We start from the raw sequence: 13,888 nt of genomic DNA, 5'->3' as shown, positions 1-13,888 counted from the left end.
TGGGTGAAACGCACGGAAGGGAAAGACGCAGGCATGTACCATGACCATGTGCGCCGGGACAGATTGACGAACAAGGCGTGGTTCCTGGGCGTGCTGGCGCTCGCCATCACAGCGGCCGGCATCCTTGGCGGTATCGGGCACACCGGCCTTGCCGCCGCCTTCGCGCCGGTCACCGCGGCCCTGCCGGGCGGCGAAGCGCTGGTGACCGTCTGGGCCGCTCTCGGCCTTGCGCTGATCCTCACGCTGAACGTCCATCTTCTCGGCCGGCTCAGCCTTCGGCTGCAGGTCGCCGCCGTCTGGCTGGAAGTGCTCAGCCTGTTCCTGGTCTTCTTCTACAGTTTCGACCTGTCCTACAGCTTCATCCTGGGCAAGCTGTCGTTCCTGATCACCCAGGGCGTCGCCACGACGCTGTACATCTCGGCGATTTCCATCGCCATCGCCTTCGTCCTGGCCATGATCGGCGCCATCGCGAGGCTGTCGAACAATGGCTTCGCCATCGCCATCTCGTCCTTCTACACGTCCTTCTTCCGCGGCGTGCCGCTGCTGATCCAGATCTACCTGATCTATCTCGGCATTCCGCAGCTGGGCTACGTCATCGGGGCTATTCCGGCCGGCGTGGCGGCGCTGTCGCTGTGCTACGGCGCCTATATGACGGAGATCTTCCGCGCCGGAATCATGAGCATCCCCAAAGGCCAGTGGGAGGCCGCGCGCGCGCTGGGCTTCGGGCCGATGCACACGCTGGTGCTGATCATCCTGCCGCAATCCCTGCGCCTGATCATCCCGCCGACCGGCAACCAGTTCATCGCCATGCTGAAGGACAGCTCGCTCGTCTCGGTGATCGGCGTGTGGGAATTGATGTTCCTCGCCCGCACCCAGGGCCGCGACGAGTTCCGCCACCTGGAAATGCTGATCACCGCCGCCGCCCTCTATTGGCTGATCTCCATCGTCCTGGAGCAGTTGCAGGCCCGGCTGGAGCGCCGACTGGCGCGCGGCCACCGCCACTGAGCCGGTCCGCTCTTGTCCCGAGAATTCAAATCGTCCGAACGCCAAGGCTTCCCCTCACGTCAGGAGACCGTCCATGAGCCTGCTCAAATCCCTGTGCCTCGGCGCTGCCGCCATCGGTGCGCTCGCGATTTCCACCGGTGCCGCCAATGCGGGCGCCACGCTGGACCGCATCACGCAGAAAAAGGAAATGGTTGTGGCGACCGCCGCCAACTGGCCGCCGCAATCCTTCATGAACAAGGACAACCAGCTTGACGGTTTCGACGTCGAGGTGGCCAAGGAGATCGCTAGGCGGCTGGGCGCGACGGCCCGCTTCATCACGCCGGAATGGGGCATCATCACCGCCGGCAACTGGAACGGCCGCTGGGACGTCTCCGTCGGCTCGATGACGCCGACGACCGGGCGGACCCGTGTTCTCGACTTTCCGGCGATCTATTACTACACGCCCTATGTCTTCGCCGTTCACAAGACATCGAAGCTGGACAGCCGCGCGGCGCTGAACGGCAAGACCGTCGGGGTCGAAGGCGGCACGACCTCCGAGGATTACATCGGCGGGAAGCTGAAGATCGACGCCGTCGGCGTCCCCGACTTCACGGCCGACGTGAAGCCCGGCACCGTCAAGACCTACGGCGACAGCGTCGGCCCGCTGGACGACCTGCGGCTCGGCGACGGCGTGCGGGTGGACGCCATCGTCTCCGCCCTGCCGACCATCGAGGCGGCGGTGAAGCGCGGCTACCCGATCCGCGCCATCAACGACAAGCCGGCCTATCACGAGCCGCTGGCTATTGCCATCGACAAGGGCGATGCCGAGTTGAACGCCAAGCTGACGGAGATCGTGGCCGCCCTGAAAGCGGACGGCACGCTGAAGTCGCTGTCGGAGAAGTGGTACGGCATGGACTACACCGTCGCCAAATGAGGCAGCCGGAGGTCGGCCGCACCGCTCCCCCGGCGGCCGGCCTCCGCCCGCTTCCCGAAAACTGACACCAATCCGGCAAACGGAACCCAACCGGCATGCGTGACTACCCGAACACCTATTACAGCGCCACCCGCCGACCGGCGAGCGACCACGCCCCTCTGCGCGGTACGGTGACGGCCGACGTCTGCGTGATCGGCGGCGGCTTGGCCGGCCTGTCCACGGCCTGGGAACTGATCCGGCGCGGCCGTTCGGTCGCGCTGCTGGAGGCGCAGCGGATCGGTTGGGGAGCATCCGGCCGCAACGGCGGCTTCGTCCTGCAGGGCTGGTCGGAGGGGCTGCGGACCATCGAGGCCCGCTGCGGCCGGGATCATGCCCGCGCGCTGTTCGGCCTTTCGGTGGAGGGCGTCGAGATCGTCCGCGACACCATCGCCGGCTATTCCTTGCCCGGCTGCAATCCGACCACGGGGAAGCTCGGCGTCACCCGCTATGAGGCGGCGGACCAGTTGCAGCGCCACCGCGACCACATGGCGCGGACCTACGGCTATGAGTTCGCCTACATCGACCGCCCGACGCTGCGCGGCCTGCTGAAAAGCGACATCTATTTCCAGGCCCTGCGCGACCCGGTCGGCTTCCATTTCCACCCGCTGAACTACTGCCTCGGCCTTGCCGACCTGATCGCCGGCGCCGGCGGGCGGCTGTTCGAGGGCACCGCCATGATCGGCATGAGCCGCACCGACACGCCCGGCCCCGGCGGCCGCTGGCGGGTGGATACGGTGGACGGTTCGGTCATGTGCCACGACGTGGTGATGTGCGGCGGCGGCTACGGCGGTCCGGAGTTCGGTCCCTTGCGCCGGGCCTTCCTGCCGATCGCCACCTATGTCGTGCTGACCGAGCGGCTGGGCGACCGACTGGCGGATTTCGTCGCGACCACCGACGCTGTCGGTGATGACCGTCGTTCCTCCGACTATTACCGCATCGTCGACGGCGACCGCCTGCTGTGGGGCGGACGGATCACCACCCGCTATGAACAGGACGAAAAGCGCCTCGCCGCCCTGCTGCGCCGGGATATCAGCGGGGTCTTCCCCGGGCTTGCCGATGTGCGGATCGAAAAGGCATGGTCGGGCTTGATGGGATACGCGCGCCACAAAATGCCGCATATCGCCAAAGTTGAAGAAGGGTTGTGGAGCTGTTCGTCCTTCGGCGGGCATGGCATGAACACGGCGCCGATCGGCGGGCGCGTCGTTGCCGAGGCGATCACCGGCGAAAGCGACCGGATTCGGTTTTTCGCCCCTTACGGTTTGACCTGGAATGGCGGTATCTTCGGCCCCCCTGCCGCGGAAATGGTCTATGCGGGACTGCGCCTGATGGACTTCTGGCAGGAGTCGCGATCCCGGCGCCAGGGTTCTTAAGGGATCGGCCACCGATGCGAGGGGATGAGGGTATGTCTGGGCCGGGCAACGAACAGGGTTTCCGCCTGACGGACAAGGACAAGCAACTCCTCGCCCTGTTGCAGAAGAACGCGCGGGAACCGACCTCCGCGCTCGCCCGCAAGATCGGCGTGTCGCGGACGGCCCTGCAGGAGCGTATCCAGCGGCTGGAAAGCGCCGGCGTGATCGAGGGCTATTCGGTCCGCATCAACCACAGCAAGCTGATCTACACGGTGAACTGCTTCACCATGGCGGTCTGCAACAACAAGACCTATTCCGACGTCATCGCCCAGATGCGGACGATGGAGGCGGTGCAGGCGGTGTACGCCATTTCCGGTGACTGGGATTTCGTCATCCATGTCGCCACGGAAACACTGGAGAAGCTGAACACCGAACTGACGCGGATCAACATGATCAAGGGCGTCGTCCGCACCACGTCGTGCATCGTCATGGAGACGAAATTCGACCGCCGGCTCGCCTTCATGGGCAGGATGGGAGCCAATCTGCTCGAGAATGCCGGCGATCTGCCGGCATCGGGACATGACGCCGACGCGGTGGGTGCATCGCCGGGCGGAAGCGGGGATGACCGGGCCGCGGATTGACGCGCCGTTTCGATGCCTGCGCTGTTCACACAGCAGACGCGTCGGAGGTTTCTCTTGTCCACCAAGCCCAGCCCGCTCACCACCCCCGACGGCCGCTACATCGTGGTGCGCGGACGTCTGTGGCGTGCGGCCAACCCGGCCTTGTCCGATGAGGCTCGCGCCGGCCTGATCGCCGATCTGATGCGGGCCCGCCGGGCCGTGGCGGCCGCACGGCGTTCTGCCGACCGCAGCGCGGAAGCGGCGGCCCACGCCGCCGTCGATCAGGCCAAACAGGCTCTCGGCGAGCGGGGACCTGTCTGGTGGTCCGATGGTGCGCCGGATCTGAACCGGCACATGATCCGGACCACACCCTATGCCGCCTGGTTCCGTATCGTCAGCGCAGGCGACCTCTGAATCCCGGCTGCGCGGCGTCGCCAACCGTATTGCTCCCAAAGAGCATATCCAGGGCTTGAGAAACGTCTGCCTCGGCCGTATCGTCAGTGTGCCGCAGATAGACTGCGGCGTTCTTTCAGCAAGGAGCTTGCTGAGCATGCCACCCATCACCATCACCGGACGCGAGTCCGGAGCCCTGAAGTTTGATTTCCTGGTCTTCGTCGGCCGCTTCCGTCCCTTCCATCTCGGCCATCTCGCCGTCATGCAGCAGGCCCTGTCGCTGGGGCGGCATCTGATCGTGCTGGTCGGATCCTCGCGTCAGGCGCGCAGCCACCGCAATCCCTTCCGCTTCGAAGAGGTTCGCTCCTGCATAGCGGGAGCCTTCACACCGGAAGAGTGCGAGCGCATCACGGTGCTTCCCCTGATCGACCGCTACAACGACCTGGAATGGATCCGCGATGTTCAGGCCGCGGTGCACGGCGTCGTCGTGCAGCACCACCGGCCTGCCGACGGCTCGGCCCCCGGGGTCGGCCTGATCGGCCATTCGAAGGACCACAGCAGCTACTATCTGCGCATGTTCCCGCAATGGGGCGCCGTGGAATGCATGAACTGCCGGGGGATTTCGGCCACACCCATCCGCGATGCCTATTTCATCGACGCGCCGGCGGCGCTGGAGACGTGGAAGGAGGCGCTGCCCGCGAATGTCGCCGCCTTCATGGCGGAGTTCGCGCACACCGACGAGTACAAGCGGCTGGCAGAGGAAAGCGCCTACATCGCCAAATACAAGTCCGGGTGGGCCAACGCTCCCTACCCTCCGACCTTTCTGACCGCCGATGCCGTGGTGGTCCTGTCCGGGCATGTCCTGCTGGTCGAACGCCGGGGCCTGCCCGGACGCGGCCTGCTGGCCCTCCCCGGCGGCTTCGTCGGTCAGCATGAGCGGATCAAGGACGCCATGATCCGGGAGTTGCGGGAAGAGACGAAGCTCAAGATTCCGGCGGGCTTCCTGGAGGGCGGCATCCGCGCCAGCCAGATCTTCGATCACCCCTACCGCTCGTCGCGCGGGCGCACGGTGACCCAGGCCTTCCTCATCCAACTCAAGGCCACCGACGAAGGCTTCCCCAAGGTGCGTGGTGGTGACGACGCCAAATCGGCGCGCTGGATGCCGATCGCGGAAATCGATCCCGAACGGATGTTCGAAGATCACTTCCACATCATTCAAACCTTGATCGCCTCGTCCAACGCCTGAACGCGCTGTCCGTCAGCCGCCGGGCGTCGTCATCGCCGCGCGGACCCACGGGCCGGGCCGGCGCCCGCCGGCCACCAAACAGTACGGGCTGTGCCCCGGTCAGCCGAGAACAGGAGGTTTCAGCCATGCTCGTCAATTTCAGCAGCCGCGCCCACAACCACAATTTCGCCACCGACTTCATCGTCCGCTCGCTGCTCGACACCGACTGGTACAAGCTGGCGATGCTGCAGTTCATCTGGCGGCATTTCCGCGACGTGAAGGTCCGCTTCAGCCTGATCAACCGCACCCGGTCGGTGAAGCTCGCCCGGATCATCGACGAGGCCGAGCTGCGCCGCCAGCTCGACAATGTGCGCTCGCTGCGCCTGAAGCGGTCCGAAGCGGTCTGGCTCCAGGGCAACACCTTCTACGGCCAGCGCGGGATCTTCCGGCCCGAGTTCGTAGCCTGGCTCGCCGATGGATTCGCCCTGCCCGACTACCGGCTGTCGGAGGAGGACGGCCAATGGCGCCTGGATTTCGAGGGGTCGTGGGCAATGACGACGATGTGGGAAATCTACGCGCTCAGCATCATCAACGAACTGAAGACGCGCGCCGCGCTGGCGAGCATGACGGAAACCGAACTCGACATCCTCTACGCCCGCGCCAAGGTCCGCCTCTGGGACAAGATCGAACGGTTGCGCCCGCTCGAACACCTCAGCCTCTCGGATTTCGGCACGCGGCGGCGGCACAGCTTCCTCTGGCAGGAATATGTCGTGGAGACGATGGCGGCCGAACTCGGCCCGCGCTTCATCGGCACCTCCAACACCCACCTCGCCATGAAGCACGATCTGGAGGCCATCGGCACCAACGCGCACGAGCTGCCGACGACGGTCGCAGCGCTGGCGCGGACCGAAGACGACCTGCGCGCCGCACAGTACGAAGTCCTGCGGCTGTGGCAGGAGACCTATGGCGGCGCGATGCTGGTGTTCCTGCCCGACACCTTCGGATCGACCCAGTTCCTGAGGAACGCGCCGGACCTGGTGGCGGACTGGACCGGCATGCGGGTGGACAGCAAGGAACCGGTGGCCGCGGGCGAGGAATACATCGCCTGGCTGGAGCGGCATGGCCGCGATCCGCGGGAGAAGCGCGTTCTGTTCAGCGACGGGCTGGACGTCGAGGACATCCTGCGGCTCCACCGGACCTTCGGCGGCCGCATCCGCGACGGCTACGGCTGGGGCACCCTGCTGACCTCGGACTTCCGGGGCTGCCATCCGCGCAACGGCCAAGGGCTCGATCCGCTGAGCCTCGTCTGCAAGGTGACGGCGGTCGAGGTGGACGGCGCCTGGAAGGGAGCGGTCAAGCTCAGCGACAATTACGAGAAGGCCACCGGGCCGGCCTCCGAGGTCGCCCGCTACCGCGCCATCTTCGGCACCGAGGGCGTCGCGAACGTGCCCGTACTGGTCTGAACCTGAGGAGACGCATCATGACCGAACCGATCATCAGCCCGGCCGCCGCGCTGGAGGCCGTCGCGGCCACACTGCCGGTGCGCAGGACCACCGTGGCCCTGGCCGGAAAGCGGGTTGGAAAGCTCGACGTCGATCCGGTGAAGGGCTTCGCCGCCATCGGCGGCGGCAATCTGGCGCCGCCATCGGCCAACGCCCAGGTCACCCGCATGATCGCCGAGATCGACCGCACCAACCGGCTGTTCATCGAGGCCGGCCACCCCATCGCGGTGTTCCTGGACACCCATGAACCGGGCAAGCCCGAGCATCCCTACCCGCCCCACTGCGAAGCCGGCACCGGCGAAGAGGATCTGGTCGAGGAATTGTCGTGGCTGGACGGCGCCCCCGGCGTCACGCTGATGCGCAAGGACTGCATCAACGGCGTGGTCGGGACGACCGACCTCGCGACCGGCCGGAACCGGCTGTTCGACTGGATCGCGGGAAACGGCATCGAAACGCTGGTGGTGGACGGCATCTGCACCGACATCTGCGTGCTCCAGGCGGTGCAGGCCCTGCTGTCGGCGCGCAACCACGGCATGACCGGGCCGCTGCGCGAGATCGTCGTGTATGAGCCGGGATGCGCCACCTACGACCTGCCGCTCGCCACGGCCCGCGTCCTCGGCCTGCCCGACACCGCGGCCCACCCGCAGATGGTCGCCCACCACATCGGGCTTTATCTGATGCAGGCGAGCGGCGCGGTCATCGCCGACGAGCTTCTCCTTAAAACCCCGTAAGACGGACGAGCCGGCTCTTTCCGCATATTGGCCTTCTTCAAGGCCTGAGGATGCACCGCTCAGGGCTTGGTCAGGCTGGTGCATGCCGCCTCCAGGATCTCGTCCGACAGGTTGGGGTCATCGACGGCACGGGCGAGGATCAGGGCGCCGACCATGCCGGACAGGGTGGCGAGCGCCGCCTTGCGCTTCGCCTCCTCCGAGCTGCCCGGCACCAGCCGCTGCAGCAGGTCGATGAAGGGGCGCAATCCCCGTGTGAAGGCGCTGCGCGCGACGCCTCCCTGTCTGGCCACATCGACGCCCAGCGCCGCGATGGGGCAGCCGGCAGCACTGTGATCGCGGTGCAGCGGGGACAGATAGCTTTCAAGCATCGCCGTCAGGGCATCTTCGCCCTTCGTCTCCGACGTCCTGGTCCAGCGCCGTGCCGTGACCTCCATCGCGCTGGCGCAGGCCTCCGCAGCCAAATCCTCCTTGGACGCGAACTGCCCATAGAAACCGCCATGGGTCAGTCCAGCCTCCTTCATCAGGTCGGCGACGCCGATGCCGTTGAAGCCGCGTTCGCGGAACAGGGCGCTTGCCACCTCCACGACCCGGCGCCGGTTTTCCGCCGCCTGTTCCTTGCTCACCCGCATGATGCACCTTCCGTAGCCGGAGCCCGACCGGCGTCTCTCGCCGAAAACTCCGCGGGAACCATTGACAAATTATATGACGGCCATCATCAATTATGCAAACATGACGATTATCATTTAACCGTTTCCCCACGGGACATGACCAATCCGGAGACCGCGACCATGCAGAACGACCTCAGCCGAGCCCCATCCAGCCAGGACCCCGTCGTCATCGTGTCCGCCGTTCGTACGCCGCTCGGGCGTTTCCAGGGGGACTTGGCGGCGCTGCCGGCAACAGAACTCGGCGCCCGCGCCATTGCCGCGGCGGTGCAGCGCGCAGGGCTACCGTCCGCCGGCATCGACGAGGTGCTGATGGGCTGCGTGCTGCCCGCCGGACAGGGGCAGGCGCCGGCCCGGCAAGCGGCCCATGGAGCCAGATTGCCCGATGCGACGGGCGCCACGACGATCAACAAGGTCTGCGGGTCCGGCATGAAGGCCACCATGCTGGCCCATGACCTGATCCGTGCCGGATCGGCCGACATCGTGGTGGCCGGCGGCATGGAGTCGATGTCCAACGCCCCCTATCTGCTGGCGAAGGCGCGCGGCGGCTACCGCATCGGTCACGACCGGCTGCTGGACCACATGATGCTGGACGGGCTGGAGGACGCCTATGAGGGCGGCCGCGCCATGGGTGATTTCGGCGAGGCGACGGCCGATGCCTACGGATTCACCCGCGCCGAACAGGACGCCTATGCGGCCGAGACGCTGACCCGCGCCCGCAAAGCAGTGGAGAGCGGAGCCTTCGCTGCCGAGATCGTGCCGGTCGCCGTCCCGGCCAAGGGCGGGGAGCGGTTGGTCGGGCAGGACGAGAACCCGCTGAAGGTCTCGCCCGACAAGATCCCGGCGCTGAAGCCGGCCTTCCGCCGCGATGGAACGATCACCGCCGCCAGTTCGTCCGCCAATGCCGACGGCGCCGCCGCGCTGGTGCTGACCCGGCAATCGGTCGCCGAGGCGGCCGGACTGCCGATCCTGGCGGAAATCCGCGGCCATGCCACCCACAGCCAGGATCCGGCCTGGTTCACCACCGCCCCGATCCCGGCGATCCGCAAATTGCTGGACAAGGTCGGCTGGTCGGTGGGCGATGTCGACCTGTTCGAGATCAACGAAGCCTTCGCCGTTGTCGCCATGGCGGCCCGGCGTGACCTGGGCATCGCGCCCGACCGCCTGAACGTCAATGGTGGCGCATGTGCGCTCGGCCATCCGATCGGTGCCACCGGGGCACGGCTGGTCGTGACTCTGCTGCACGCGCTGGCAGCGCGCGGGTTGACCCGGGGTGTCGCGTCGCTGTGCATCGGCGGCGGAGAAGCCACGGCCATCGCCATCGAAAGGGTCGGATGAGGCGCCCGGAACAGCGTCCAGATGGCGGGCGCATCCTTCCATATCGCGCCTGCCATATCCCGGGAATTGATCGCGCTGGCGGTCGCCGTCAGCATCCGCTGCGACGGCTGTATCGCCGTTCATACCGAAGCGGCGATCAAGTACGGCGCCCCCCGGGAGGAGATATCAGCACTCCGGCAGATTCACCGCAAGCCCGCCCAGACTGGTCTCTTTGAACTTGGTGCTCATTTCCTCGCCGGTCTGCCGCATCGCCTGAATGCAGTTGTCGAGCGGCATGAAGTGCTGACCATCTCCGCGCAATGCCAGGGAAGCGGCGGCCACGGCCTTGGTCGCGCCGATGGCGTTGCGTTCGATGCAAGGCACCTGGACCAGACCGGCGACGGGATCGCAGGTCATGCCGAGGTGGTGCTCCAGTGCGATTTCCGCCGCATTCTCCACCTGTTCCGGCGTTCCGCCCAGCACGGCGCACAGGCCCGCCGCGGCCATGGCCGCGGCCGACCCGACCTCGCCCTGGCAACCAGCCTCCGCCCCGGAAATCGACGCGTTGTGCTTGATCAGGCCACCGATCGCCGCGGCGGTCAGCAGGAAATCGGCAACCTTCGCCGGTTCCGCTCCGGAACAATGATCGAGATAATAGCGGATCACCGCCGGCACCACACCCGCCGCTCCGTTGGTGGGCGCGGTCACCACCTTGCCACCGGCCGCATTCTCCTCGTTGACCGCCATCGCATAGACGGCGAGCCAGTCCGACGCGACATGCGGCTGGCTGGAATTCGCCCCGCGTTCGCGTAAAAGCTGCTGGTGGATGGCCTTGGCCCGCCGTTTCACCTTCAGGCTGCCGGGCAGCTGGCCGTCCAGGCTGAGGCCACGCTCGATGCAGCCGTTCATCGCCGCCCAGATGTCGCCAAGCTTCTCCTCCACCTCGGCGGCGGAGCGGACGACGACCTCATTGGCGCGCTTCATCTCGGCGATCGACGCACCGCTTTCCCGCGACATCCGCAGCATCGCTGCGGCGTTGTGGAAGGGATAGGGCCAGCCTGCGGACTCGTTTTCGAACGCCGCCGGCGGGGACTCCCGCTCCACCGCCGTGACGACGAAGCCACCGCCGATGGAATAGAAGATTTCCGACAGCACCACCCTGCCGGCCCGGTCCAGCGCCTGGAAGACCAATCCGTTGGCATGGCCCGGCAACGGCGGCCCGAAGTCGAAGATCAGGTCGGCTTCCGGATCGAAGCCCAGCTCCGGCAGGCCGCCGGGGTGGACCCTCCGCGTCCGCCAAAGCTCGGCAATGCGTTCTTCGGCTTCGTCAACGTCGAGGTTGTCCGGCCGGTAATCGAGAAGTCCCAGCAGCACGGCACGGTCCGTCGCATGCCCCTTGCCGGTGAAGGCAAGCGAGCCGTGGAGCCGCACCCGGATCGCCGCCGGGATCGCCGCCGGGATCGCCGCGGGCACCGCATCCGCCTGCGCCCGCAACATGTCGAGGAACCGCACCGCCGCGGTCATCGGGCCCATCGTGTGCGACGACGACGGGCCAATGCCGATCTTGAACACATCGAAAACGCTGAGAAACATCGCGCGCCTCGTCAGGTCAAGTCCGTTGGCACAAGCAGGGTTGCCCAACAGGAGAAGGACGGGTCAGCCGTAGATCGGGAAACGTTCGCACAATTCGCGAACCTCGCCATGCACGCGCTTCTCGACCTCGGCATTGCCGTCCGGTCCGGCGGTGGCGAGGGCGTCGACGACGGTCAGGATCAGCTCACCGATGCGCGTGAACTCCGCCTCGCCGAAGCCGCGGGTGGTGCCCGCCGCGGTGCCCAGCCGGATGCCGGAGGTAACCGCCGGCTTTTCCGGATCGAAGGGGATCGCGTTCTTGTTGCAGGTCAGGCCGGCCCGCTCCAGCGCGCGTTCCGCATCGCGGCCCTTGACGCCCTTCGGCCGCAGGTCGACCAGCACCATATGGCAGTCGGTGCCGCCGGACACGATGTCCAGCCCGCCCTTCACCAGCGCGTCGGACAGCACCCTGGCGTTGGCGACCACCTGGGCGGCATAGGCCTTGAACTCCGGGGTCAGCGCTTCGCCGAAGGCGACCGCCTTTGCGGCGATCACATGCATCAGCGGGCCGCCCTGGTTGCCCGGGAACACCGCCGAATTGAACTTCTTGGCCAGCGCCTCGTCATTGGTCAGGATCATGCCGCCGCGAGGGCCCCGCAGGGTCTTGTGCGTGGTGGTGGTGACCACATGGGCATGCGGCATCGGGTCCGGATATTGGCCGGTGGCGACCAGCCCGGCGTAATGGGCCATGTCCACCATCAGATAGGCGCCGACCTCGTCGGCGATGCGGCGGAACTCGGCAAAATCGATCACCCGCGGATAGGCCGACGCACCGGCGACGATCAGTTTCGGCCTGGTTTCCAGCGCCTTGGCGCGCAGAGCGTCATAATCGATCAGTTGGTCGCTTTCGCGCACCTCGTAGCTGACGATGTCGAACCACTTGCCCGACATCGTCACCGGCGAGCCATGGGTCAGATGGCCGCCATGGGCCAGCGACATGCCCATCACGCGGTCGCCCGGCTGCAGCAGGGCCAGGAACACCGCCTGGTTGGCCTGGGCGCCCGAATGGGGCTGGACGTTGACGAAGCCGGCGCCGAACAGCTGCTTGGCGCGGTCGATGGCGATGGTCTCCACCTCGTCAACGAACTGGCAGCCGCCGTAATAGCGGCGGCCCGGATAGCCTTCGGCATACTTGTTGGTGAGGACCGAGCCCTGGGCGGCCAGCACGTCCGCCGAGACGATGTTTTCCGAGGCGATCAGCTCGATCTCGTATTTCTGGCGGTTCAGTTCGCGGTCGATCGCCGCGGCGATGGCAGTGTCGGCGAGGTCGGGCTTCGGCAAAGACTGATGACGGTTCATGTGCAATCCTCTCGATCGGATGCCGAGCGCGATTTCGCGGCTGACGGCGTGCAGGAGTTCCCATTGGAGCGGATGATGGTGGTGTTGCGGCCGGTGTTGCCGCCGCCGAGCCAGCCCTTCTCCACCACCGCGACGTTGGTGATGCCGTGTTCCTTGGCGAGATGATAGGCGGCACCCAGGCCATGCCCGCGCGCACCGACGATCACGGCGTCATATTCGGATTTCGGTTCCGCGTCGGGTCATTGCGGCTGCCGGTTCCTGTTGCCGGTCAGCGCGTTGGTCACAGCGAGGAAAACGGGAAGCGGGTCATGGCAGCCCCGCGAAGTTCGATGTGCTGACAGTATCGCGACGCGTCCCTTTGTTGGACAGAATGGATGCGTCAGTTTGATGTCACCGGTGCGACGGTGCGTCCGCCGGGGGGTATCATTCAACGCCGGTGACGCACCCGTACAATCGGCGGGTGGATCCTTCCGCCATGCTGCGGTCAACGAAACGGTCAGGAACGCGGCTCCCGGCGCAACGCCGCCGCCAATGGCGCTCTTGAGATGGCGCTCGTGAGCCCAGAGCCTCCACCGTGACCGCGACCCGCCCTTCGGCAATCCCCTTCCGCGGCTTGCCGGACAGACAAGGATGGCAAAAATGCTCGACGACAACGACACCATGCAGCTGCACTGGCGTGAAGCCGGCATTCCCGAGGAACTGTGCCGGGAACTCGCCCTCGCGTCGACGCCGATGCGGCTGCATGCCCATCCCCCGGTGCGCACCGTCGCCGACGCCGAGGAACACTGGCGCAGCGTTCCCGGCGTGCACACCAAGAACCTGCTCTTGAAGGATGCCAAGGGCGTTCTGTGGCTGGTCGTGCTGCCGCACGATCAGTCGGTGAACATGAAGGAGCTGGCGCCGGTCATCGGCTCGGCCAAGCTGTCCTTCGCTTCGCCGGTCACGCTGGAGCAGGTCCTGTCGATCGAGCCGGGCGGGGTGAGCCCGCTGGCCCTGGTGGCGGACACGGAACGCCGCGTCCGTCTGGTGCTGGAGCGCCGCGTTCTCGCCGGCGAAGTCGTCAATTTCCACCCGATGACGAACCGCGCGACGCTATCGATGCATCCCCACGAATTGTCGGCGTTCCTGCGCCGGCTGGGGTATGAGCCGACGATCGTCGATCTCGCCTGACCTTCATCCCCGGCCATCTCCTTCGGCG

The 13,888-nt window shown here is 66.6% G+C and carries 13 protein-coding genes and 2 pseudogenes; 11 read left to right on the top strand and 4 right to left on the bottom strand.

The annotated features are described in order from the left end of the window. Positions 1–33 precede the first annotated feature (33 nt). The 8 genes from ACWPKK_RS18455 to ACWPKK_RS18420 all read left to right on the top strand — a co-directional run bounded on the left by ACWPKK_RS18455 (position 34) and on the right by ACWPKK_RS18420 (position 7,777). Entirely contained in the window at positions 34–1,005 is a 972-nt protein-coding gene (locus ACWPKK_RS18455; protein WP_452007040.1) for an amino acid ABC transporter permease, read from the top strand. Between the two features lie 73 nt (positions 1,006–1,078). Beyond that, positions 1,079–1,918: a transporter substrate-binding domain-containing protein gene (locus ACWPKK_RS18450; protein WP_452007038.1), complete on the top strand. Its 840-nt coding sequence runs from the start codon at positions 1,079–1,081 to the stop codon at positions 1,916–1,918. Between the two features lie 95 nt (positions 1,919–2,013). After that, positions 2,014–3,327, top strand: a complete 1,314-nt coding sequence (locus ACWPKK_RS18445; protein ID WP_452007036.1) for an NAD(P)/FAD-dependent oxidoreductase — start codon at positions 2,014–2,016, stop codon at positions 3,325–3,327. 32 nt (positions 3,328–3,359) lie between these two features. Continuing rightward, entirely contained in the window at positions 3,360–3,947 is a 588-nt protein-coding gene (locus ACWPKK_RS18440) for an Lrp/AsnC family transcriptional regulator (protein WP_452007034.1), read from the top strand. Between the two features lie 54 nt (positions 3,948–4,001). Then, positions 4,002–4,340 carry a hypothetical protein gene (locus ACWPKK_RS18435; protein ID WP_324868148.1) on the top strand — a complete coding sequence of 113 codons (339 nt, stop codon included), beginning with the start codon at positions 4,002–4,004 and terminating at the stop codon, positions 4,338–4,340. Beyond that, positions 4,300–5,565, top strand: a complete 1,266-nt coding sequence (locus tag ACWPKK_RS18430; RefSeq protein WP_452007032.1) for a bifunctional nicotinamide-nucleotide adenylyltransferase/Nudix hydroxylase — start codon at positions 4,300–4,302, stop codon at positions 5,563–5,565. Before ACWPKK_RS18435 ends, ACWPKK_RS18430 begins: the two co-directional genes overlap by 41 nt. Positions 5,566–5,690: 125 nt before the next feature. Continuing rightward, positions 5,691–7,007 (top strand): nicotinate phosphoribosyltransferase, encoded by a 1,317-nt coding sequence (locus ACWPKK_RS18425; protein ID WP_324868152.1) that lies wholly within the window; start codon positions 5,691–5,693, stop codon positions 7,005–7,007. A gap of 17 nt (positions 7,008–7,024) precedes the next feature. Beyond that, entirely contained in the window at positions 7,025–7,777 is a 753-nt protein-coding gene (locus ACWPKK_RS18420) for an isochorismatase family protein (RefSeq protein WP_452007029.1), read from the top strand. Positions 7,778–7,836: 59 nt separating this feature from the next. Here ACWPKK_RS18420 and ACWPKK_RS18415 read toward each other — a convergent pair whose 3' ends face one another. Further along, positions 7,837–8,406, bottom strand: coding sequence for a TetR/AcrR family transcriptional regulator (locus tag ACWPKK_RS18415; protein WP_452007027.1), 570 nt, complete (start codon positions 8,404–8,406; stop codon positions 7,837–7,839). A 159-nt stretch (positions 8,407–8,565) separates the two neighbouring features. On the opposite strand from ACWPKK_RS18415, the gene ACWPKK_RS18410 reads away from it, so the two are divergent. Both ACWPKK_RS18410 and ACWPKK_RS18405 read left to right on the top strand, forming a co-directional pair. Then, entirely contained in the window at positions 8,566–9,780 is a 1,215-nt protein-coding gene (locus ACWPKK_RS18410; protein WP_452007025.1) for an acetyl-CoA C-acyltransferase, read from the top strand. A gap of 51 nt (positions 9,781–9,831) precedes the next feature. Further along, a pseudogene (locus tag ACWPKK_RS18405) lies at positions 9,832–9,948 on the top strand (carboxymuconolactone decarboxylase family protein); the annotation flags it as partial. Here the strand turns inward: ACWPKK_RS18405 and ACWPKK_RS18400 are convergent. The 3 genes and pseudogenes from ACWPKK_RS18400 to ACWPKK_RS18390 form a co-directional block, all read right to left on the bottom strand. Beyond that, entirely contained in the window at positions 9,946–11,352 is a 1,407-nt protein-coding gene (locus tag ACWPKK_RS18400) for an L-serine ammonia-lyase (protein WP_452007023.1), read from the bottom strand. The pseudogene ACWPKK_RS18405 and the gene ACWPKK_RS18400 sit on opposite strands and share 3 nt — an antisense overlap. 63 nt (positions 11,353–11,415) lie before the next feature. After that, positions 11,416–12,690, bottom strand: coding sequence for a serine hydroxymethyltransferase (gene glyA, locus ACWPKK_RS18395; RefSeq protein ID WP_452007021.1), 1,275 nt, complete (start codon positions 12,688–12,690; stop codon positions 11,416–11,418). 62 nt (positions 12,691–12,752) lie between these two features. Then, a pseudogene (locus ACWPKK_RS18390) lies at positions 12,753–13,000 on the bottom strand (FAD-dependent oxidoreductase); the annotation flags it as partial. Between the two features lie 329 nt (positions 13,001–13,329). Here ACWPKK_RS18390 and ACWPKK_RS18385 point away from each other — a divergent pair. Continuing rightward, on the top strand, positions 13,330–13,860 hold the full coding sequence (locus tag ACWPKK_RS18385; RefSeq protein ID WP_452007019.1) for a YbaK/EbsC family protein: 531 nt from the start codon (positions 13,330–13,332) through the stop codon (positions 13,858–13,860). The last annotated feature ends 28 nt before the right edge of the window (positions 13,861–13,888 follow it).

The organism is Azospirillum largimobile, assembly GCF_977007025.2.
The sequence above is the reverse complement of the archived record's forward strand: the minus strand, read 5'-3'. Positions and strand labels throughout refer to the sequence as shown.

What these genes read in the sequence shown, in the direction of transcription:
- ACWPKK_RS18455 (WP_452007040.1), top strand. Translation starts at nt 34, where the DNA reads ATGTACCATGACCATGTGCGCCGGGACAGATTGACGAACAAGGCGTGG.
- ACWPKK_RS18450 (WP_452007038.1), top strand. Translation starts at nt 1,079, where the DNA reads ATGAGCCTGCTCAAATCCCTGTGCCTCGGCGCTGCCGCCATCGGTGCG.
- ACWPKK_RS18445 (WP_452007036.1), top strand. Translation starts at nt 2,014, where the DNA reads ATGCGTGACTACCCGAACACCTATTACAGCGCCACCCGCCGACCGGCG.
- ACWPKK_RS18440 (WP_452007034.1), top strand. Translation starts at nt 3,360, where the DNA reads ATGTCTGGGCCGGGCAACGAACAGGGTTTCCGCCTGACGGACAAGGAC.
- ACWPKK_RS18430 (WP_452007032.1), top strand. Translation starts at nt 4,300, where the DNA reads ATGCCGCCTGGTTCCGTATCGTCAGCGCAGGCGACCTCTGAATCCCGG.
- ACWPKK_RS18425 (WP_324868152.1), top strand. Translation starts at nt 5,691, where the DNA reads ATGCTCGTCAATTTCAGCAGCCGCGCCCACAACCACAATTTCGCCACC.
- ACWPKK_RS18420 (WP_452007029.1), top strand. Translation starts at nt 7,025, where the DNA reads ATGACCGAACCGATCATCAGCCCGGCCGCCGCGCTGGAGGCCGTCGCG.
- ACWPKK_RS18415 (WP_452007027.1), bottom strand. Translation starts at nt 8,406, where the DNA reads ATGCGGGTGAGCAAGGAACAGGCGGCGGAAAACCGGCGCCGGGTCGTG.
- ACWPKK_RS18410 (WP_452007025.1), top strand. Translation starts at nt 8,566, where the DNA reads ATGCAGAACGACCTCAGCCGAGCCCCATCCAGCCAGGACCCCGTCGTC.
- ACWPKK_RS18400 (WP_452007023.1), bottom strand. Translation starts at nt 11,352, where the DNA reads ATGTTTCTCAGCGTTTTCGATGTGTTCAAGATCGGCATTGGCCCGTCG.
- glyA (WP_452007021.1), bottom strand. Translation starts at nt 12,690, where the DNA reads ATGAACCGTCATCAGTCTTTGCCGAAGCCCGACCTCGCCGACACTGCC.
- ACWPKK_RS18385 (WP_452007019.1), top strand. Translation starts at nt 13,330, where the DNA reads ATGCTCGACGACAACGACACCATGCAGCTGCACTGGCGTGAAGCCGGC.